Source organism: Streptomyces sp. MUM 2J, assembly GCF_022414535.1.
Classification (GTDB): Bacteria; Actinomycetota; Actinomycetes; order Streptomycetales; family Streptomycetaceae; genus Streptomyces.
The window spans coordinates 65,256-84,085 of record NZ_JADWYM010000023.1; the positions used below are offsets into that span (position 1 = coordinate 65,256).

The 18,830-nt window shown below is 69.9% G+C and carries 17 protein-coding genes and 1 riboswitch; of the genes, 8 read left to right on the forward strand and 9 right to left on the reverse strand.

The features are described 5' to 3' along the window. Positions 1–35: 35 nt before the first annotated feature. Together I3F54_RS19505 and I3F54_RS19510 are read right to left on the reverse strand one after the other, a co-directional pair. Entirely contained in the window at positions 36–1,499 is a 1,464-nt protein-coding gene (locus I3F54_RS19505) for a sensor histidine kinase KdpD (RefSeq protein ID WP_240120102.1), read from the reverse strand. Then, positions 1,496–2,191 carry a response regulator transcription factor gene (locus tag I3F54_RS19510; RefSeq protein ID WP_240120103.1) on the reverse strand — a complete coding sequence of 232 codons (696 nt, stop codon included), beginning with the start codon at positions 2,189–2,191 and terminating at the stop codon, positions 1,496–1,498. Before I3F54_RS19510 ends, I3F54_RS19505 begins: the two co-directional genes overlap by 4 nt. A 244-nt stretch (positions 2,192–2,435) precedes the next feature. Here I3F54_RS19510 and I3F54_RS19515 point away from each other — a divergent pair, with 244 nt between their 5' ends. Then, positions 2,436–2,906 (forward strand): NUDIX hydrolase, encoded by a 471-nt coding sequence (locus I3F54_RS19515; RefSeq protein WP_240120104.1) that lies wholly within the window; start codon positions 2,436–2,438, stop codon positions 2,904–2,906. Here I3F54_RS19515 and I3F54_RS19520 read toward each other — a convergent pair. After that, positions 2,894–3,454, reverse strand: coding sequence for an HDIG domain-containing metalloprotein (locus I3F54_RS19520; protein ID WP_240120105.1), 561 nt, complete (start codon positions 3,452–3,454; stop codon positions 2,894–2,896). The genes I3F54_RS19515 and I3F54_RS19520 overlap by 13 nt on opposite strands. Positions 3,455–3,966: 512 nt before the next feature. Here I3F54_RS19520 and I3F54_RS19525 point away from each other — a divergent pair. The 6 genes from I3F54_RS19525 to I3F54_RS19550 all read left to right on the forward strand — a co-directional run bounded on the left by I3F54_RS19525 (position 3,967) and on the right by I3F54_RS19550 (position 11,164). After that, complete coding sequence (locus I3F54_RS19525) at positions 3,967–5,283, forward strand: ATP/GTP-binding protein (protein ID WP_240120106.1); 1,317 nt, start codon at positions 3,967–3,969, stop codon at positions 5,281–5,283. Further along, positions 5,280–5,900: an RloB family protein gene (locus I3F54_RS19530; RefSeq protein WP_240120107.1), complete on the forward strand. Its 621-nt coding sequence runs from the start codon at positions 5,280–5,282 to the stop codon at positions 5,898–5,900. The genes I3F54_RS19525 and I3F54_RS19530 overlap by 4 nt, the downstream gene beginning before the upstream one ends. A gap of 163 nt (positions 5,901–6,063) precedes the next feature. Next, positions 6,064–7,170, forward strand: a complete 1,107-nt coding sequence (rlmN, locus tag I3F54_RS19535) for a 23S rRNA (adenine(2503)-C(2))-methyltransferase RlmN (RefSeq protein WP_240120108.1) — start codon at positions 6,064–6,066, stop codon at positions 7,168–7,170. Between the two features lie 22 nt (positions 7,171–7,192). Then, a riboswitch (TPP riboswitch) is annotated at positions 7,193–7,300 on the forward strand. A 70-nt stretch (positions 7,301–7,370) separates the two neighbouring features. Beyond that, the gene (locus tag I3F54_RS19540; protein ID WP_240120109.1) at positions 7,371–8,501 is read left to right on the forward strand and encodes a thiamine ABC transporter substrate binding subunit; all 1,131 of its coding nucleotides are present in this window, start codon (positions 7,371–7,373) and stop codon (positions 8,499–8,501) included. A gap of 38 nt (positions 8,502–8,539) precedes the next feature. Further along, positions 8,540–10,144, forward strand: a complete 1,605-nt coding sequence (locus tag I3F54_RS19545; protein ID WP_240120110.1) for an iron ABC transporter permease — start codon at positions 8,540–8,542, stop codon at positions 10,142–10,144. Continuing rightward, positions 10,145–11,164, forward strand: a complete 1,020-nt coding sequence (locus I3F54_RS19550) for an ABC transporter ATP-binding protein (RefSeq protein ID WP_240120111.1) — start codon at positions 10,145–10,147, stop codon at positions 11,162–11,164. It begins immediately after the preceding gene. A gap of 293 nt (positions 11,165–11,457) precedes the next feature. On the opposite strand, the gene I3F54_RS19555 is transcribed toward I3F54_RS19550, so the two are convergent. The 6 genes from I3F54_RS19555 to I3F54_RS19580 form a co-directional block, all read right to left on the reverse strand. Next, positions 11,458–12,144, reverse strand: a complete 687-nt coding sequence (locus tag I3F54_RS19555; RefSeq protein ID WP_240120112.1) for an LAETG motif-containing sortase-dependent surface protein — start codon at positions 12,142–12,144, stop codon at positions 11,458–11,460. Between the two features lie 202 nt (positions 12,145–12,346). Continuing rightward, entirely contained in the window at positions 12,347–12,754 is a 408-nt protein-coding gene (locus I3F54_RS19560) for a VOC family protein (protein WP_240120113.1), read from the reverse strand. A 127-nt stretch (positions 12,755–12,881) separates the two neighbouring features. Beyond that, the gene (locus I3F54_RS19565) at positions 12,882–14,219 is read right to left on the reverse strand and encodes a hypothetical protein (RefSeq protein WP_240120114.1); all 1,338 of its coding nucleotides are present in this window, start codon (positions 14,217–14,219) and stop codon (positions 12,882–12,884) included. Beyond that, positions 14,201–14,941 carry an ABC transporter ATP-binding protein gene (locus I3F54_RS19570; RefSeq protein ID WP_240120115.1) on the reverse strand — a complete coding sequence of 247 codons (741 nt, stop codon included), beginning with the start codon at positions 14,939–14,941 and terminating at the stop codon, positions 14,201–14,203. Before I3F54_RS19570 ends, I3F54_RS19565 begins: the two co-directional genes overlap by 19 nt. A gap of 244 nt (positions 14,942–15,185) precedes the next feature. Further along, positions 15,186–16,550, reverse strand: a complete 1,365-nt coding sequence (locus I3F54_RS19575; RefSeq protein WP_240120116.1) for an aspartate aminotransferase family protein — start codon at positions 16,548–16,550, stop codon at positions 15,186–15,188. A 19-nt stretch (positions 16,551–16,569) separates the two neighbouring features. After that, positions 16,570–17,094 (reverse strand): Lrp/AsnC family transcriptional regulator, encoded by a 525-nt coding sequence (locus I3F54_RS19580; RefSeq protein ID WP_240120117.1) that lies wholly within the window; start codon positions 17,092–17,094, stop codon positions 16,570–16,572. 165 nt (positions 17,095–17,259) lie between these two features. On the opposite strand from I3F54_RS19580, the gene I3F54_RS19585 reads away from it, so the two are divergent. Beyond that, the gene (locus tag I3F54_RS19585) at positions 17,260–18,699 is read left to right on the forward strand and encodes a gamma-aminobutyraldehyde dehydrogenase (RefSeq protein ID WP_240120118.1); all 1,440 of its coding nucleotides are present in this window, start codon (positions 17,260–17,262) and stop codon (positions 18,697–18,699) included. Positions 18,700–18,830: the final 131 nt, after the last annotated feature.

Consider the following 18,830-nt stretch of genomic DNA (forward strand, 5'->3'; position numbering starts at 1 on the left):
CGGACGGCCCCGTGGTCCGTCCGGCGCGACGGATGCTAGAAAGCGTCTTTGTGGGAACTCTGTGACCGATTCGTCCCGGCCGTTTCGATCAGCCAGTCACGCCGTTCGGGCGGGGCGGCGCCGCCCGACGGCAGCAGTACCTCGAAGCGTGCCCCGATGCCCTGCGGGCCGTCCGCCACCGTGACGGTCCCCCGGTGCAGCGCCGCCTGCTGGGCCACGAGCGTGAGGCCGAGCCCGGAGCCCTCGCTGTCCGGCCCCCGTCGGAACCGGTCGAAGACGTGCTGCCGCGCCTCGGCGGGGACGCCCGGTCCACCGTCGTCCACCGTCACCGCGGTCCACTCTCCCCTGTGCCGCACCGTGACCGAGACGACCGCCCGGCCCCGGGCGTCGCGGCCGTGGACCAGGGCGTTGGCCAGCAGGTTGTCGAGCAGCAGGCGCAGGCCCGGCTCCCAGCCGTGCACCGTGAGGCCGGGGGCCGCGTCCAGGGTGATCCGGGCGCCGGGGGCGCGGCGCCGGGCCTCGGCGACCGCCGCGTCGGAGATCTCGGCGAGGTCGACGGTCCGGAACGCCTCCGCCTCCACCAGGTCCCCGCGCCCCAGCTCGCGCAGCATCACCAGGAGGCCCAGCAGGCGGGTGTGTTCGCGGCGCAGGTCGCCGAGCACCTCGGTGCGGTCCCGATCCGGGAGATCGGGGTGTGCGGTGAGGATGTCGAGGTTGGTGCCCAGGCTCATCAGCGGCGTGCGCAGTTCGTGCGCCGCCGCCGCCGAGAACGAGCGTGCCGTGTCCAGTGCCTCGGCGGTGCGGCGGGCCTGCTCGTCGTAGCGGGCGAGCACGGTGCTCACGGTCGCCGCGAGGTCGTCGACCTCGGTCACCCCGGTCGGCCGGTGGTACGGACGGGCGCTGCTGGTGCGGGGGTCGAGCCCCGCGGTGCGCCGGGTGAGACGGCGCAGGGGTTTGGTGGCACCCGCCGCCATGGCCCAGGCCATGAGACCGGACACCGGAGCGGCCAGCAGGGTGTTCACCAGCACGCGGCGCCCCACGAGCCGGAGCTGGCCGTGATCGGCGCTGTCCGGCGAGAAGACCCACAGGGTGCCCGAGGCGTCGGCGGTGCGGACCGGCCGGGACAGCGCCCGCCAGCCGGTGCCGCCCGCCCGGACGGTGACCGGACCGGTGGCGTTCGCGGGCAGCGGCACCGAGGCCGCGGGCTGTGGGCCGCCGCTGAAGGTGCCGTCCGGTCCTATGACGCGGATGCCCACGTCGAGCGCGGCGCTGTAGAGCCGCCGCTCCTTGGTGTCGGCCGCCTTGGGCCGGTCGGCGGTGCTGGCACGCAGCAGTGCGCGGGCGTCCGGCAGGAGGGCCGCCGCACGCTGCCGGAGGTGCTGGTCCTCCGCGCTGTGCAGGTCGCGGGCGACCAGATGCAGCAGCAGCCAGCCGAAGGCGAGCACCAGGAGGGGCACGGTGCAGCCCACCGCGAGTCCGATGCGTGTCGACAGCTTCACGGCGCGTCCCGCAGGACGAAGCCCACACCACGAACGGTGTGGATGAGCCGCCGCCGGCCGCCCTCCTCCAGCTTGCGCCGCAGATAGCTGACGAACGTGTCGACGGCGTCGGTGCGCACGTCGAAGCCGTAGCCCCACACCCGGTCCAGGAGCTGGTCGCGGGTGAGGACCAGCCCGGCGTTGCGGGCGAGGGTCTCCAGCAGTTCGAACTCCCTGCGGGTCAGCTCCAGCGGCCGTCCGTCCCGCTCGGCGGTGCGCGCCGCCGGGTCGATCACCAGGCCCGCCGCCCTCAGCACCTCCCGTCCGTCCGGCGGCCGCCGGCGCAGCAGCGCGCGCAAACGCAGCACGAGTTCCTGCAGGGCGAAGGGCTTGACCAGGTAGTCGTCGCCGCCCGCCTGGAGGCCGGCGATGCGGTCGGCTGTCTCGTCCAGCGCGGAGAGCATCAGCACCGGAAGGTCCCGGTCGGCCCCACGGAGCCGGGTGCACACCTCGATGCCGCTCATACCGGGCATCGACACGTCCAGCACGAGCACGTCGGGCGGCGCGTCTGCGACGGCGGCGAGCGCCTCGGGACCGCTGCCCGCGGTGCGTACCGCGAAGCCGCTCAGCCGGAGTCCGCGCTCCAGCGAGCGTCGGATCGCCGCGTCGTCGTCGACGACCAGGACAGCTCCCTGACCTGCCGTACCCCCCATGTGCCCCTCCTCGTCGTCGGGCAAGAGTACGACCCTCCCCGGCCGGGGGACCGCCGCGGTACGGCAGCGGACCGGGATCCTGCGCGACGATCTGCGACACTGGTACCGCCATGCCTAAGCCCGGTGATGCACTTCCGGTACCTCCCGGGAGCGCGGACCTTCCGGCACTACATGCGGAGCTTCGACTACGCGTGGCAGCGGGGCCGGGAGGCGTAACGGGCTCCGGACGTGCAACGCTGAACGCATGGCCCGTGTCGACTACTTCAACGATCCCCACGCCCCGAAGGCGAACAGCCTCGTCCCCTCCGTGACCGCCGTAGCCCGCAACGACGCCGGAGAGGTCCTGCTGATCCACAAGACCGACAACGACCTCTGGGCCCTGCCCGGCGGCGGCGTCGACCTGGGCGAGTCAGCCCCGGACGCAGCCGTACGCGAGACCAGGGAAGAGACCGGCTTCGAGGTGGAGGTGACCGGCCTCGTCGGCATCTACACCAATCCCGGGCACGTCATGGCGTACGACGACGGCGAGGTCCGCCAGCAGTTCTCCGTCTGCTTCCATGCCCGTATCACCGGCGGCCGGCTGCGGACGAGCAGCGAGAGCAAGGAAGTCGCCTTCGTCGACCCGAGCAAGCTGGACGAGCTGAAGATCCACCCGTCGATGCGCATGCGGATCGAGCACGGCTTGGCCGACCGGGCAGAGCCCTACCTCGGCTGATGCGCCAGGCGGTCGCGAGTCCGCTCCACCGCGCCCTGAAGGTACGGCCGTGCCTTGCTGATCGCGTTGTGAACCTCGCTGCCCGGCTCGTAGCGGACGAGGATCTCGTCGATCCGGGTGTCGAAGTCGAAGGACTGCCCGGCGGGTCCGGTCGTCATGTCGGCGAAGATCAGGGCGTCCAGGACCGGGGAGTCTTCCCGCTCGTAGACGGCCAGCTCCGCCGAGAGCCCGCGTTGCTCTGCCTCGTACACCGCCCCGGAGTGATGAGCGACGAGCCGCACCAGGCGCGCCGGCGCACCGAGCGATTCGAGGTGCCGGGCACCGTCGAGGGGATGGAAGCCGGTGTCCCGCAGCTCGGGCGCGTAGCCGATGTCGTGCAGCCACGCGGCAGCGACGAGGAGATCCCGGTCCGCCTCGGACACAGCCGCGGAAGCTTCGCGGGCCCGAGCAGCCACGGCCTGAGTGTGCAGCCAGCGGTTCCCGAGCTGGGGGAGCAGAGACTCGGCGAGTTCGGCCGCTCCCTGGGGCGTGTCCAGTGCAGAAGGCATGCATGGAACGGTAGCCGAGTCGAGCCGAGAGCCGACAGGCCGTGATCGTGGCGACTGCCGATCATGGGTGCGGTACGACTTTCCCTACGTTCATCAAGAGCCCGCGCATGGCGCGGGCGCGCGCCGCCTCTGCGGCGCGGCCTGCCTCCTGTCTTCGCCCCGGCTGGCCGCGCCCGGCGGCGCGCTCGGCGGCTGCGGGCATGAAGTGGGGAGACACCCTCTGTGGCTGGGGCGGTCAGCTCCACGGCTTTAGGCAGCCACTTTGGGGCGAGCCTCTAAGATCATGGCCCCAACGTCGTGCTTTAACGGGCAGGTCCACAGACTGCCCGACGCGCCGGAAGCTTACGGGGCCATGATCACTCGCCCCAAAGCAGCTCCAGCCCAAAGCCGCTCCGCCGACCTCGTCCGACGCTACTGGCGATGTACCTGCAGGACAGGTACGGTTTGAGGGGCGATCAGGGCGGCATCCGTCCTAGAACAGGATGAAACTGCACCTAGCTAGTGAGGTAATCATGCTCCTGAGGTTCCGCGTCACCAACCACAAGTCCATCCGTGACACCACTGAGCTCGTACTCACCAAGTCGAGCTTCGCGGGAGTACGCCCTAAGGGCGGCGACTGGGGCTCAGTAACTAATCGAGTAGTTGGCATCTTTGGCCCCAATGCGTCAGGGAAAACTACACTCCTCGATGCAATGGATTTTGCCGTCAAGGCCATTAGTAATTCTGCTAGGTGGAGTGACCGGGAATCCTTCCCCTACTTTCCGTTCCTCCTTTCTAAGGAATCCAAGAGGGAGACTTCCGCATACGAATTTGATTTCACGGTCGGCGGGACGCGTCACGCGTACGGATTCGAAAGTAGCTCCGCAGGAATCACCTCTGAGTGGCTCTACGCCTTCCCGGAAGGGCGACGCCGCAGTCTATTCGAGAGGAGTGGCTCAGGGGCGGAAGATTTGACATTCAGCAGAAGCCTGAAAGGGGAGAATGTTCGAATTTCCCGTCTAATGGGAAAGTATAATCTTTACCTTTCCACGGCGAGCATGGCAAATCATGCCCAGCTGGCGCATATTAATCACTATCTAACCAGGCATTTGCGCTACGCTGCGTTCTCTGAATTCTATAAGCAGGGTCGAATTAGGGCAGTCAAGAAATGGATCGAAGAAGAGGAGACCTTGGGGCAGGCTCAAACTCTGCTGCGCTTTGCAGACCTGGGAATTCATCGACTCTCATTGGAGGAAATTGACGTCGATGAGAAGACTCAGTCGGCAATGCGTAAAACAATCAGAGCCCTAACGGACGAAGAGGATGACGAAGAGGCGTTTTTCGCCGAACTCTTGGAAGAGCAGAGGAAAGTGATCAGTTTTTGGCACACTGGCTCATCCGATGAGGAGTCTCACAATCTCGACCTGAGTGATGAGAGCAGCGGCACGGTGGCGTGGCTCGCCCTTGCTCTGCCTGCGATGCGAGAGATTAAGTACGGCGGAGTGTTGATCGTTGACGAACTCGACTCTAGTCTGCACCCGAGGCTCGCGTCGGCACTCATCGCCATGTTTAAGTCTCCAGAGATCAATCGGCGCGGGGCCCAGCTTGTCTTCACCTCGCACGACACCTCCCTCATGGGGCACCTCTCGGGTGAGGGACTAGATCGGGAGGAGATGTGGTTTTCGGAGAAATCTCCCAATGGAGTCACGGAGATTTATCCCCTGACAGATTTCCCCATCAAGAAAGATCATAACGTGGAGCGCCGTTATCTCGGCGGAAGGTATGGGGCGGTCCCAACGCTTGCCTGGGAGGAATTGCTTGCGTCTCTGCGGGTGGAGGGGAAGGCGTGAGTAATCGTCAGTTGCGCGGCACTCGGAGAATCTCGAAGTCAAAGAACAAACGTTTCGAGCACACAAAGATCCTCATCGCCGCCGAAGGTGCCAACACGGAGCCGCAGTACTTTGAGAAATTCACTGCATCAATTAGGGCCAAAGCCGTCCGAGTCGTCAGTGTCAAGCCGGTCGGCGTCGGTCGAGATCCTTTAAGTGTGGTAAACGAAGCGAAGCGACTTCGGGATCTCGAAAAGAGGGGTGGCGATCCATATGACGCGGTTTGGTGTGTTGTTGATGTAGACGAGCACGCGAGTCTAGAGAGGGCATGCATCGAAGCCAGTCGTCTGGGTATCGAAATAGCGATCAGCTCGCCATGCTTCGAGATTTGGCTATGGTGGCATTTTGAGAACCGTACGGCATGGGTAGATGCAAATGCGCTCTCTAAACTGCTGCAAAAAAAGGGATTTTCCGGGAAGAATATGCCGGACGGATTCCCTTATGGGCAGTACGTAGAGGCAATGAATCGTGCCGCTAAATGTGAATCGGCTAAAGTGAAGCACGCGCCGCCAAATCCGCATAGTTCAGTTCCGAAACTGATTTCGGCGTTGCTTGAAGCGCACGGACAGGGGTCTTGACGTTCGGCCTGTCGCGGTCGCGTCAGGCAGACGAGCCGAGCCCTCTGGGCCGTCCCTGGGCCGTCCGAGGTTGACCAACACTGACAGTCGGCACCCACGGGTGACCACCCCCACCCCGCTCTGGCCTGGGCTCCCCGAGTTGATCTGCGACACTGGTACCGCCATGCCTAAGCCCGGAGAACTCACCTTTGTCGCGCCGCGCGGAGCCAAGAAGCCGCCGCGGCATCTCGCCGATCTCTCGCCCGCCGAGCGGAAGGAGGCGGTGGCTGCGGTCGGTGAGAAGCCGTTTCGCGCCAGGCAGCTGTCGCAGCACTACTTCGCGCGGTTCGCCCACGACCCGGCGGAGTGGACGGACGTTCCCGCCGCGTCGCGCGAGAAGCTGCGGGAGGCGCTCTTCCCGGACCTGATGACCGTCGTGCGGCATCTGTCGACCGACCAGGGCACCACCCGCAAGACGCTGTGGCGTCTGTTCGACGGGACGCTCGTGGAGTCGGTCCTCATGCGCTACCCCGACCGCGTGACCATGTGCATCAGCTCGCAGGCCGGGTGCGGCATGAACTGCCCCTTCTGCGCCACCGGGCAGGCGGGACTCGACCGGAACCTGTCGACGGCCGAGATCGTGCACCAGATCGTGGACGGCATGCGCGCGCTCAGGGACGGGGAGGTGCCCGGCGGCCCGGCGCGGCTGTCGAACATCGTCTTCATGGGCATGGGCGAGCCGCTCGCCAACTACAGGCGGGTCGTCGGCGCCATCCGGGCCCTCACCGACCCCGCGCCGGACGGGCTCGGGCTGTCGCAGCGCGGGATCACCGTGTCGACGGTCGGGCTCGTGCCCGCCATCCACCGGTTCGCGGACGAGGGCTTCAAGTGCCGGCTCGCGATCTCCCTGCACGCCCCCGACGACGAACTGCGTGACACCCTGGTGCCGGTCAACACGCGCTGGAAGGTGCGCGAGGTCCTCGACGCCGGTTTCGAGTACGCCGAGAGGTCCGGCCGTCGGCTGTCCATCGAGTACGCCCTGATCAGGGACATCAATGACCAGGCGTGGCGGGGCGACCGGCTGGGCCGGCTGCTCCGGGGCAAGCCGGTGCACGTCAACCTCATCCCGCTCAATCCGACGCCCGGGTCCAAGTGGACCGCCTCGCGGCCGGAGGACGAGAAGGCGTTCGTCGAGGCGATCGCCGCGCACGGGGTGCCGGTGACCATCCGGGACACCCGGGGTCAGGAGATCGACGGGGCGTGTGGTCAGCTCGCGGCCACCGAGCGGTAGTCTGAGGACCGTCCACATCTTCATATTCCGACAGGGGAGCGCCACAGCGCTGAGAGTGCGGCGATCGGGCCGCAGACCCTCTGAACCTCGCCCAGGTCATTCTGGGTAGGAAGTTCGGTCACCACTCAAGCTGTTGCGCCCTGCCCGGACACGTCCGGTCAGGGCCGCGTCTCTTCCTGGTCACCTCCAGGAGGAATCCAGTGCACACCAGGACGTTCGTGGCCGCGGCCGTCGGCCTCGGCCTCGTCACGCTGTCCGCCTGCGGCTCGTCGTCCGGCGGCAGCGGCTCCGGCTCCGGCGCCGCCTCCGGCGGCTCCCGGACCGTCACCCTCGTCAGCCACGACTCCTGGGCCGCCTCCAAGAGTGTGATCGCCGCGTTCGAGCGGCAGTCCGGCTACAAGGTCAAGGTCCTCACCAGCGGCGACGCCGGCCAGGCCGTCAACAAGGCCATCCTGACCAAGGACAACCCCCAGGGCGACGTCTTCTTCGGCGTCGACAACACCCTGCTCTCCCGCGCGCTCGACAACGGCCTGTTCCAGCCGTACGCGGCCAAGGGGCTCGACCGGGTCGACGCGGCCTACCAGCTCGATGCGGACCGGCACCGCGTCACCCCGATCGACCACGGTGACATCTGCGTCAACTACGACAAGAAGTACTTCGCCGATCACCACCTGACCCCGCCGGCCTCCTTCGACGACCTGATCAAGCCCGAGTACAAGGACCTCCTGGTCACGGAGAACGCCTCCACCTCCTCCCCGGGCCTCGGCTTCCTGCTGGGCACCGCCGCGAAGTACGGCGATGGGGGCACCTCCGGCTCCAGCGACGCCGGGAGCGGGGGAGGCTGGCCGGACTACTGGAAGAAGCTCAAGGCCAACGGCGTGAAGGTCGTCAACGGCTGGGAGCAGGCCTACAACGAGGAGTTCTCCGGATCGGCCGGCGGCAAGAAGGCCAAGGGCGACCGGCCCCTGGTCGTGTCGTACGCCTCCTCCCCGCCCGCCGAGGTCATCTACGGCGACCCGAAGCCGACGACCGCGCCGACCGGCGTCGCCATGGGCACCTGCTTCCGGCAGATCGAGTTCGCCGGGCTGCTCGGCAACGCCCGGAACAGCGCGGGTGGCAAGGCCCTCATCGACTTCCTGATCTCGCGGCAGTTCCAGGAGGACATGCCGCTGAACATGTTCGTCTACCCGGTGGTCGGGGACGCGAAGGTGCCGGCCGAGTTCACGCAGTACGGCCCTCCGGCCAAGGACCCCGAGACCATGGCCCCCGGCAGGATCGCCGAACACCGTGACCAGTGGGTCAAGTCGTGGACCTCGCTCGTACTGCAGTAGCGCGGCGCCGGCGCCGGAACGTGGCGCGGCCGGCCCTGATGGCCGTGCCCGTCGCGTTCTTCGCCGTCTTCTTCGTCTACCCCGTCGCCGCCATCGTCGCGCGCGGCCTGCACGTCGACGGGCACTGGCGACTCGGGCGCATCGTGGAGGTGGCCGCCCAGCCGGACATCCGGCACGTGCTGTGGTTCACCACCTGGCAGGCGTTCGCCTCCACCGCGCTCACCCTGCTCGTCGCGCTGCCCGGCGCCTACGTCTTCGCCCGCCTCGACTTCCCCGGCAAGCAGGTGCTGCGAGCGGTGGTGACCGTGCCGTTCGTGCTGCCCACGGTCGTCGTCGGCACGGCGTTCCTCGCGCTCGTCGGACGTGGTGGCCTCCTCGACGAACTGTGGGGCGTCCGGCTCGACAGCACGGTGTGGGCGATCCTGCTCGCGCACGTGTTCTTCAACTACGCGGTCGTCATCCGCACGGTCGGCGGCCTGTGGGCCCAGCTCGACCCGCGCCAGGAGGAGGCGGCGCGGATGCTCGGTGCCTCCCGCCTGCGAGCCTGGCGCACGGTCACCCTGCCGGCCCTGGCCCCCGCGGTCGCCGCCGCCGCGCTGATGGTGTTCCTGTTCACCTTCACCTCCTTCGGTGTCGTCCAGATCCTCGGCGGACCGACCTTCTCCACCCTGGAGGTGGAGATCTACCGGCAGACGTCCGAGGTCTTCGACCTGGCCACGGCCGCCGTGCTCACGCTGGTCCAGTTCGCCGCGGTCGGCGCGGTCCTCGCGGTGCACGCGTGGACCGTACGGCGCCGGGAGAGCGCCCTGACGCTGGTGGACGCCGCCGCGACCGCCCGCCGGCCGCGCGGCGCCGCACAGCGGACCCTGCTCGCCGGCGTCCTCGCCACCGTCGCCGTGCTGGTGCTGCTGCCGCTGGGCGTCCTGGTGCGGCGGTCGCTCGACGCCCCCCGCTTCGCCTACTACCGGGCGCTGACCAGCGAGGACGGCGGCATGTTCCTGGTGCCGCCCATCGAGGCGATCGGCAACTCGCTGCGGTACGCGGCCGTCGCCACCGTCGTCGCCGTCGCCGTCGGCTCGCTCGCTGCCGCCGCGCTGGCCCGGCGGGACGCCGGCCGGTTCGTGCGCGGGTTCGACGCGTTGCTGATGCTGCCGCTCGGTGTCTCGGCGGTGACCGTCGGCTTCGGTTTCCTGATCGCGCTGGACGAGCGGCCCCTCGACCTGCGGGCCTCGTGGATCATCGTGCCGCTGGCCCAGGCACTGGTCGGTGCCCCCTTCGTGGTGCGCACCATGCTGCCGGTGCTGCGCGCGGTGGACCTGCGGCTGCGGGAGTCGGCGGCCGTGCTGGGGGCGTCGCCGTGGCGGGTGTGGCGGGAGGTGGACCTTCCGCTGGTGCGGCGGGCGCTGCTGATCGCGGCGGGCTTCGCCTTCGCGGTGTCGCTGGGCGAGTTCGGTGCGACGGTCTTCCTCGCCCGGCCGGACCACCCCACGCTGCCCGTTGCCGTGGCCCGGCTGCTGTCCCGCCCCGGGGAACTCAACTACGGGCAGGCGATGGCCCTTTCGACGATTCTCATGCTGGTGTGCGCCGCGTCGCTGCTGCTGCTGGAGCGGCTGCGCGGCGCGGACCGGACGGGGGAGTTCTAGATGCTGCTGAGTCTTGACGCCGCGACCGTCCGCTTCGGTGAGCGGGTGGTGCTCGATGCGGTCGGCCTGGACGTCGCCGAGCACGAGGTGGTGTGCGTGCTCGGGCCCAGCGGCAGCGGTAAGTCGACGCTGCTGCGGGCGGTGGCGGGGCTGCAGCCGCTCGCCTCCGGTCGGGTGCTGCTGGACGGCCGGGACCAGTCGGGGGTGCCCGCACACCGGCGGGGGGTGGGACTGATGTTCCAGGACCATCAGCTCTTCCCGCAGCGGGACGTGGCCGGGAACGTGGCGTTCGGGCTGCGCATGCGTCGCACACCGAAGGCCGAACAGGCCGCGCGCGTGCAGGAGTTGCTGGGGCTGGTCGGGCTGCCGGGGGCCGGTCCGCGGGCGGTGTCCGCCCTCTCCGGGGGCGAGCAGCAGCGGGTGGCGCTGGCCCGGGCGCTCGCGCCCGGGCCGCGGCTGCTCATGCTGGACGAGCCGCTGGGGCAGCTCGACCGCTCCCTGCGGGAACGGCTCGTCGTCGAACTGCGGGAAGTCTTCGGCCGGTTGGGCACGACGGTACTGGCGGTCACCCACGACCAGGGGGAGGCCTTCGCGCTCGCCGACCGGGTGGTGGTGATGCGGGACGGGCAGATCGCGCAGTCCGGTACGCCTCTGGAGGTGTGGCAGCAGCCGGCGGACGCGTTCGTGGCGCGTTTCCTCGGCTTCGACAACGTGGTGCCGGCGACGGTCGTGGGGGAGGCCGCCCAGACGCCGTGGGGGAAGGTGCCGGTGCCCGCCGGGGCGGTGCAGGGGGACGGGACACTGCTGGTGCGGCCGGCCGGGGTGCGGCTGGTCGCGGCGGCGCAGGGACTGCCCTGCACGGTCGCCGCGCGCACGTTCCGGGGTACGCACGTCGCCGTGCACCTCCAGCCCGAGGGGGCGCCGCGGATCGAGGCGGCGTGTGCGCTGCGGCAGGCCCCGGAGGTGGGGGACGTGGTGGGCGTGGACTTCGACGCCGCCGAGGTCGTGGTCCTGGGCTGAGCGGCGGCACAGCCGCCCTCCCCGCGCTGCGGGGCCTTCTCGGTGCGGGGCCGGCGCCGCCGTGTCGCGAGTGCCGTGGGTGTGGCCCGCCCGTGCCGGTGCTGCCGGTGGCGTCGGCGCCGCCTGCCGCCGCCTGCGCGGCCCGCCCGCCCGTGCTGCTCCCGTTGCCCGTACCGCCCGCGGCGCCCGCCCGGCTCGTGCCGTCCGCGATGCTGTGCCGCCCCCGCGGCTCACCCGCCCGCACACGACGATGGCCCGCCGCGGGTGGGGGCGGGCCATCGGGTGGTGCGGGGTCAGCGGTTGCCGCTCGCTCCACGGCGGCGCAGGCCGAGGAAGACGGCGCCGCCGCCCACGGCGACCAGCGCGGCCGCGATGCCGGCGATCAGGCCGGTGTTGGAGCTCGCACCGGTCTCGGCGAGGTGGGACTCCTGGGCCGCCGGGGACGGTGCGTTGCTGGGGGTGGCCGCGGGCGGGGTGCTCGTGGTGGGGGTCGGCGTGGCGGTCTCCGCGGGGGTGGACTCCGACGGCGCCGGGCTGCTCGGCGTGGCCGGCGGCGTCGGCTCCTCGGTCGTGCAGCCCGTCGAAGGCGTGGTCAGGTTCGGCTTGATGTCCTTGTCCACGACGGGCTCGGCCTTGTCGCCGGCCAGCACGTGGACGCGGTACTCCGCGTTCGGCTTCCAGTCCTCGGCGAAGGTGACGGTCACGCCCTCCTTGGAGCCCTTCACCTCCTGCTCACCGACCTTCCTCTCGTCGGCGCCGTTGTTCTCCAGGAACACGGAGACGACGGCCGGCGTGCCGGTGGCGTCCATGTCGGTGACGGTGATCACGCCCTTGCCGTCGGCGCACTTGGCTTCGGCGGAGAACTCGCTGATGTCGCAGGCGAGCGCGTTTCCGGCGGCGCCGAGCGCGAGCGCCGCGGAGGCGGTGGCCACGCCGAGGGCGCGTACGGAGCGGGCGGTGGTGCGGCGAGATATGGACACGTTTGTCCTTTACAGGATGCAACTGCGGGGGGCTGGTGGGGAGATGGGACGCCGGCGAGTGCCGGGGAAACATCTCCATCACGAGGCTCACAGGTCTATAAGCGCGCCATAAGCAGTGTCAATGCATATGCGCCCCGCAGCAGTTGCCTTTACCTGCTTATTAACCGCCGGAACGTTTCAACGCGTTGGATGCCCGCTCCGCTCAGCCCTCCAGCGCGGCCGGATCCATCCACACGACCTCCCAGGTGTGGCCGTCGAGGTCGTCGAAGGCGCGGCCGTACATGAAGCCGAGGTCCTGGGTCCGGCCGGTGGAGCCGCCGCCGAGGGAGATCGCGCGGTCGACCAGTTCGTCGACCTTCTCGCGGCTCTCCGCGCTGAGCGCGATCAGCACCTCGCTCGTCTTCGCCGCGTCGGCGATCTCCTTGTCGGTGAAGGTGGCGTAGAAGGGTTTGGTCAGCAGCATCGCCACGATCGTGTCGCTGATCACGACGGAGGCCGCGTTCTCGTCGCTGAACCGGGGGTCGATCCGGTATCCCAGGTCCGTGAAGAACCGCTTCGAGGCGTCGAGGTCGTTCACGGGAAGGTTCACGAAGATCATCTGCTGGTACATGGGCCTCTCCTGTCGCGGTTGTGCCGATGCCGCCGGTGCGGTGTCGTTCGGTGGGCAGACCCGGGAGCGGGACGGAACTCATCGGTGGCGCAGGGATCTCTTCGGATGCGCCGCGCGGACCGCCCCGTCAGGGGGTCAGGGGGAGTGCCGCGAGCTCGGCGACGATCAGCGTCAGCGGGCCGAAGACCGCCAGCAGCGCCCCGGCGCGCAGGGCGGCGGCACTGCGCAGCACGGTCGCCGGGGCACCCACCCGCAGCAGTGCGGCGGTGGTCTCGGCCCGGTCCTGCCGGGCCTCGACGGCCGCGGTGAGCAGGGTGGCGAGGGTGCAGCCGGCGACCAGGAGGACGCCGAGGGTGGTCAGCGGGCCCAGGTCGCCGTCCCGGTGCAGCATGGGCAGGGCGTAGGCCGCCGACGCGACCGCGCTGACCACGCCGAGGGGACGGCCGATCCGGCCGGACTCCGCCATCAGCACCCGGCCGGCCAGCAGGCGCAGGGCACCGGGGCGCACGGCCTGGAGGAGGCGTCCGCACAGGTGGGTCAGGCCAGGGCCGGCGAGGGCCAGCCCGACGGCGGTGAGGGCCCAGCCGACGAGGACGGCGGCGGGACCGCCCGCCAGGCCGCCGGGAAGGTGCAGGGTGGCCGGTGCGGTGTCGCGGAGGGCGTACGCCTCCACGGCGAGGCCGGCGGCGAGCAGGGTGATGCCCCAGGGGAGCGCGGCGGTGGGTTCGGCGCCCGGCGCCCTGCCCCGGCTGCCCGCCCGGGTGGGGGCGCCGGCGGACGCAGGGACGCCGTCGGCGTCCGGGGACCGGCCGGCCGCGCCGTCCGCCGGCTCACGGTCCTGGTTCCGCCACCGCGCCCCGAACCGGCCGTACGCGCCGAACGTGTCCGGCGTCCCTGCCCGCCCGTACTCCCCGAACCTGCCGAAGCCCCGGTTCGCCGCCGTCGGGCGTGCCTCCTTCGGCCGCAGGGCCAGCGCGACGGTCGCGGACGCCGTCGCCGGGACCACGGCCAGCAGGGTGAGCGCGGCCGGGAGCGGCAGCGGCCGGTGGGAGGCCAGGAACTCGGAGGCCGCGCCGTCGAAGGGCATGCCGGTGAGGTCGCCGCGGAGGTGGAGGAAGACCAGGAGCGCCAGCGTCGAGCCGAGGAGGGTCGACAGCGCCGTCGTGATCGCCGAGACGGCCATCAGGCGGGTGGGGCCGAGGCCGATGGCGGACAGGCCGGGCCGGGGCCGGGAGGCGGGGTCGGTGCGGGCCACCGCCAGGGCGAGGTACGCCGTGGCGGCCAGCGGGACGGCGCACCACGCCAGGCGCAGCAGCAGCGAGCCGGCCGGGGTGCCGGGGTGGCCGAGGGCGTAGCCGAGGACGCACAGGAGGAGGAATCCGGTGCCGGCGGACGCGGTTGCCACCAGCAGGCGGCGGAGCTGGACGGCCGGGCGGGCGCTGCGGGTCAGGCGGAGAGCGAGCACGCGGCCCGGCCTTCCGTCTCGGTGACCGCGGGAAGGTGGACGGTGTTGACGCGCCGGCCGTCCAGCAGCGACACCGTGCGGTCGGCGAGGGACGCCGTCTCGGCGTCGTGCGTGGCCAGCACCACCGTGATGCCGTGCGAGCGGGCCGCGGTGGTCAGCGTGCGCAGCACGTGGCCGCGGTCGGCGTGGTGCAGCGGGGCCGTCGGCTCGTCGGCGAAGAGGACCGAGGGGGCCGGGGCCAGGGCGCGGGCGATGCAGACGCGCTGGCGTTCCGCCTGCTGGAGTTCCTGAGGGTGTTTGCGTGCCGTGCCGCCGATGTCGAGCCGTTCCAGCCACTCCTGGGCGGTGACCTTGGCCCGGCGCCGGCCGGTGCCGCGCAGCATCAGCGGCAGGGCGGTGTTCTCCCAGACGTTCAGCTCGGGGACGAGCACGGGCGCCGGGTCGATCCAGCCGAAGCGGTCGCGGCGCAGCCGCTCACGGGTCAGCGGGCCCATGGTGTGCACGGGCACGCTGTTGAACCACACCTCCCCGCGCTGCGCCGGCACCAGTCCGGACAGACAGCGCAGCAGGGTCGTCTTGCCGCTGCCGCGCGGGCCGCCGACGGCGAGGATCTCGCCCTCGCGCACGCCCAGGGAGACGCCCTGCAGGGCGGGCGAGCCGTCGTGGTGCGTGAAGTGCAGGGACCGTGCCCAGAGCACGTCGTTGTCCGGCGGGGCCTCCATGGGCGTACACCTCGGTTCAGATCCGTAGTTCCCGTGCCTTTCCCCCGAGCGGGGGAACGAAGGCGGGGCCGATCGGTCACCAGGCACGCTAAGGATCGGGGGCCGCGACGCCGGACAGCACGCGGCCCGGGGGCACCCCTTCTCACTCGTACGGGTGCACCCCGGGCCGTTCACCGGCTGACCGGGTGGGGCCCGTACCGTGACCGGAAGGGCTTTCCGGTCGCGGCACGGGCGGATGTTCCGGCTACAGCTTCGTCCAGGCCTCGGTGAGGGTCGCGCGCAGGATCTGCTCGATCTCGTCGAAGGTCCCCTGGTCGGAGATCAGCGGCGGGGCGAGCTGGACGACCGGGTCGCCGCGGTCGTCGGCACGGCAGTACAGGCCGTTCTCGAAGAGCTTCTTGGACAGGAAGCCGTAGAGGACGCGCTCGGTCTCCTCCTCGTCGAAGGACTCCTTGGTCGCCTTGTCCTTGACCAGTTCGATGCCGTAGAAGAAGCCGTTGCCGCGGACGTCGCCGACGATCGGCAGGTCGTGCAGCTTCTCCAGCGTGGCGCGGAAGGCGCCCTCGTTGTCGAGGACGTGCTGGTTGATCGCCTCGCGCTCGAACAGGTCGAGGTTGGCGAGACCGACGGCCGCGGAGACCGGGTGGCCGCCGAAGGTGTAACCGTGCAGGAAGGTGTTGTCGCCCTTGTAGAACGGCTCGGCGATCCGGTCGGAGACGATGCACGCGCCGATCGGGGAGTAGCCCGAGGTCATGCCCTTGGCGCAGGTGATCATGTCCGGTACGTAGCCGAACTTGTCGCAGGCGAACATCGTGCCCAGGCGGCCGAAGGCGCAGATGACCTCGTCCGACACCAGCAGGACGTCGTGCCGGTCGCAGATCTCGCGGACCCGCTGGAAGTAGCCGGGCGGCGGCGGGAAGCAGCCACCGGCGTTCTGCACGGGCTCCAGGAAGACCGCGGCGACGGTGTCCGGGCCCTCGAAGAGGATCTGCTGCTCGATCTGGTCGGCGGCCCAGCGGCCGAAGGCCTCGGGGTCGTCGCCGAAGATCGGGGCGCGGTAGATGTTGGTGTTCGGCACCTTGTGCGCGCCGGGGACCAGCGGCTCGAAGGGGGCCTTCAGAGCCGGCAGGCCGGTGATGGACAGGGCGCCCTGCGGGGTGCCGTGGTAGGCGACCGCGCGGGATATCACCTTGTGCTTGGTGGGCTTGCCGACGAGCTTGAAGTACTGCTTGGCGAGCTTCCAGGCGGTCTCGACCGCCTCGCCGCCGCCGGTGGTGAAGAAGACCTTGTTCAGGTCGCCCGGTGCGTGGCCGGCCAGCCGCTCGGCCAGTTCGACGGCCTTGGGGTGCGCGTAGGACCAGACCGGGAAGAACGCCAGTTCCTGCGCCTGCTTGAAGGCCGTCTCGGCGAGTTCGGTGCGGCCGTGTCCGGCCTGGACCACGAACAGACCCGCGAGACCGTCGAGGTAGCGCTTGCCCTTGTCGTCGTAGATGTAGGTGCCCTCGCCCCGGACGATGGTGGGGACCGGGGAGTTCTCGTACGACGACATGCGGGTGAAGTGCATCCACAGGTGGTCGTAGGCGGATTGGCTGAGGTCCTTGGTGCTCACGGTTATCGGGTCCTCACGGTTAACGGGTTCCCCACATGTAGGTCTGCTTCTTGAGCTTCAGATAGACGAAGCTCTCGGTGGTGCGGACACCGGGCAGGGACCGGATGCGCTTGTTGATGACGCCCAGCAGGTGGTCGTCGTCCTCGCAGACGATCTCGGCGAGGATGTCGAAGGAGCCCGCGGTCATGACCACGTACTCGACCTCCGACATGGCGGTCAGTGCGTCGGCGACGCCCTCCGCGTCGCCCTCGACGTTGATTCCGACCATCGCCTGCCGGCGGAAGCCCACGGTCAGTGGGTCCGTGACGGCGACGATCTGCATCACGCCCTGGTCGAGCAGCTTCTGCACGCGCTGGCGGACCGCGGCCTCGGAGAGCCCGACGGCCTTGCCGATGGCGGCGTACGGCCGGCGGCCGTCCTCCTGGAGCTGTTCGATGATGGCGAGGGAGACGGCATCCAGGTGGGGGGTGCCGTTCCTCGGCTCACGGGAGTCCCGTGGGTCTCTCGGGTCTGCGCTTCGACTGGCCACGAGCTCACTCTGCACGACGTCTCGACAGTTTTGCAAGGTCTGAGCGATGAAATTCGTTGTTTACGAGAGTGAGACCTGCGGATTTCGAAGCCGTGATGCGATCGGGGGTGTTGAAAACGTGGGATGCCCGACTAGTCTGTGTGTCTCAGTGATTGGACACCCGAACTTGGAGGGCCGGCAGTGAGCACCGAGCTGCGTCGTCTGCGCAACTACATCGACGGTGAGTTCCGGGACGCCGCCGACGGACGGACCACCGAGGTGGTCAACCCCGCGACGGGCGAGGCCTACGCGACTGCGCCCCTGTCCGGCCAGGCGGACGTGGACGCCGCCATGGAAGCCGCCGCCCGCGCCTTCCCGGCCTGGCGGGACACCATCCCGGCCGAGCGCCAGAAGGCTCTCCTGAAGGTCGCGGACGCCTTCGAGGCCCGCGCCGAGGAACTCATCGCGGCCGAGGTGGAGAACACGGGCAAGCCCGTCGGGCTGACCCGTTCCGAGGAGATCCCGCCGATGGTCGACCAGATCCGCTTCTTCGCGGGCGCGGCGCGGATGCTGGAGGGCCGGTCGGCCGGCGAGTACATGGACGGGATGACCTCGATCATCCGCCGCGAGCCGGTCGGCGTCTGCGCGCAGGTCGCTCCGTGGAACTACCCGATGATGATGGCGGTGTGGAAGTTCGCCCCGGCGATCGCCGCGGGCAACACGGTCGTCCTCAAGCCGTCCGACACCACCCCGGCCTCCACCGCCCTGATGGCCGAGATCCTCGGCGAGATCCTGCCCAAGGGCGTCTTCAACGTCATCTGCGGCGACCGCGAGACCGGCCGCATGATGGTCGAGCACCCGACCCCGGCGATGGCCTCCATCACCGGTTCCGTCCGCGCCGGCATCCAGGTCGCCGCCTCCGCCTCCCAGGACGTCAAGCGCGTCCACCTGGAACTGGGCGGCAAGGCCCCCGTCGTCGTCTTCGAGGACACCGACATCGCCAAGGCCGTCGAGGACATCTCGGTGGCCGGCTTCTTCAACGCCGGCCAGGACTGCACGGCCGCCACGCGCGTGCTGGTCCACGAGTCGATCCACGAGGAGTTCGTCTCCGCGCTCGCCAAGGCGGCCAGCGACACCAGGACCGGCCAGCCGGACGACGAGGACGTGCTGTACGGCCCGCTGAACAACCCCAACCAGCTGAAGCAGGTCGAGGGCTTCATCGAGCGGCTGCCCGCCCACGCGCGCGTGGAGACCGGTGGCAAGCGGGTCGGCGACAAGGGCTACTTCTTCGCGCCGACCGTCGTCTCCGGACTGAAGCAGGACGACGAGATCATCCAGAACGAGGTCTTCGGCCCGGTCATCACCGTCCAGTCCTTCACCGACGAGGACCAGGCGGTGGAGTGGGCCAACGGCGTCGAGTACGCCCTCGCCTCCTCGGTGTGGACCAAGGACCACGCCCGCGCCATGCGGATGTCCAAGCGGCTCGACTTCGGCTGCGTGTGGATCAACACCCACATCCCGCTGGTCGCGGAGATGCCGCACGGCGGCTTCAAGAAGTCCGGCTACGGCAAGGACCTGTCGGCCTACGGCTTCGAGGACTACACGCGCATCAAGCACGTGATGACCTCGCTGGACGCGTGAGGCGGCGCCCGCGGGCGCTCTGAGGTCTCGCGGCCCCGGACGGAGGACGGACCGTCCGGGGCCGCGGTGCGTCCGGACCCGGCCGTACCCCGGCCGCACGTCTCGCGTCGCCCCCTCCCCGGCCCCGTCCC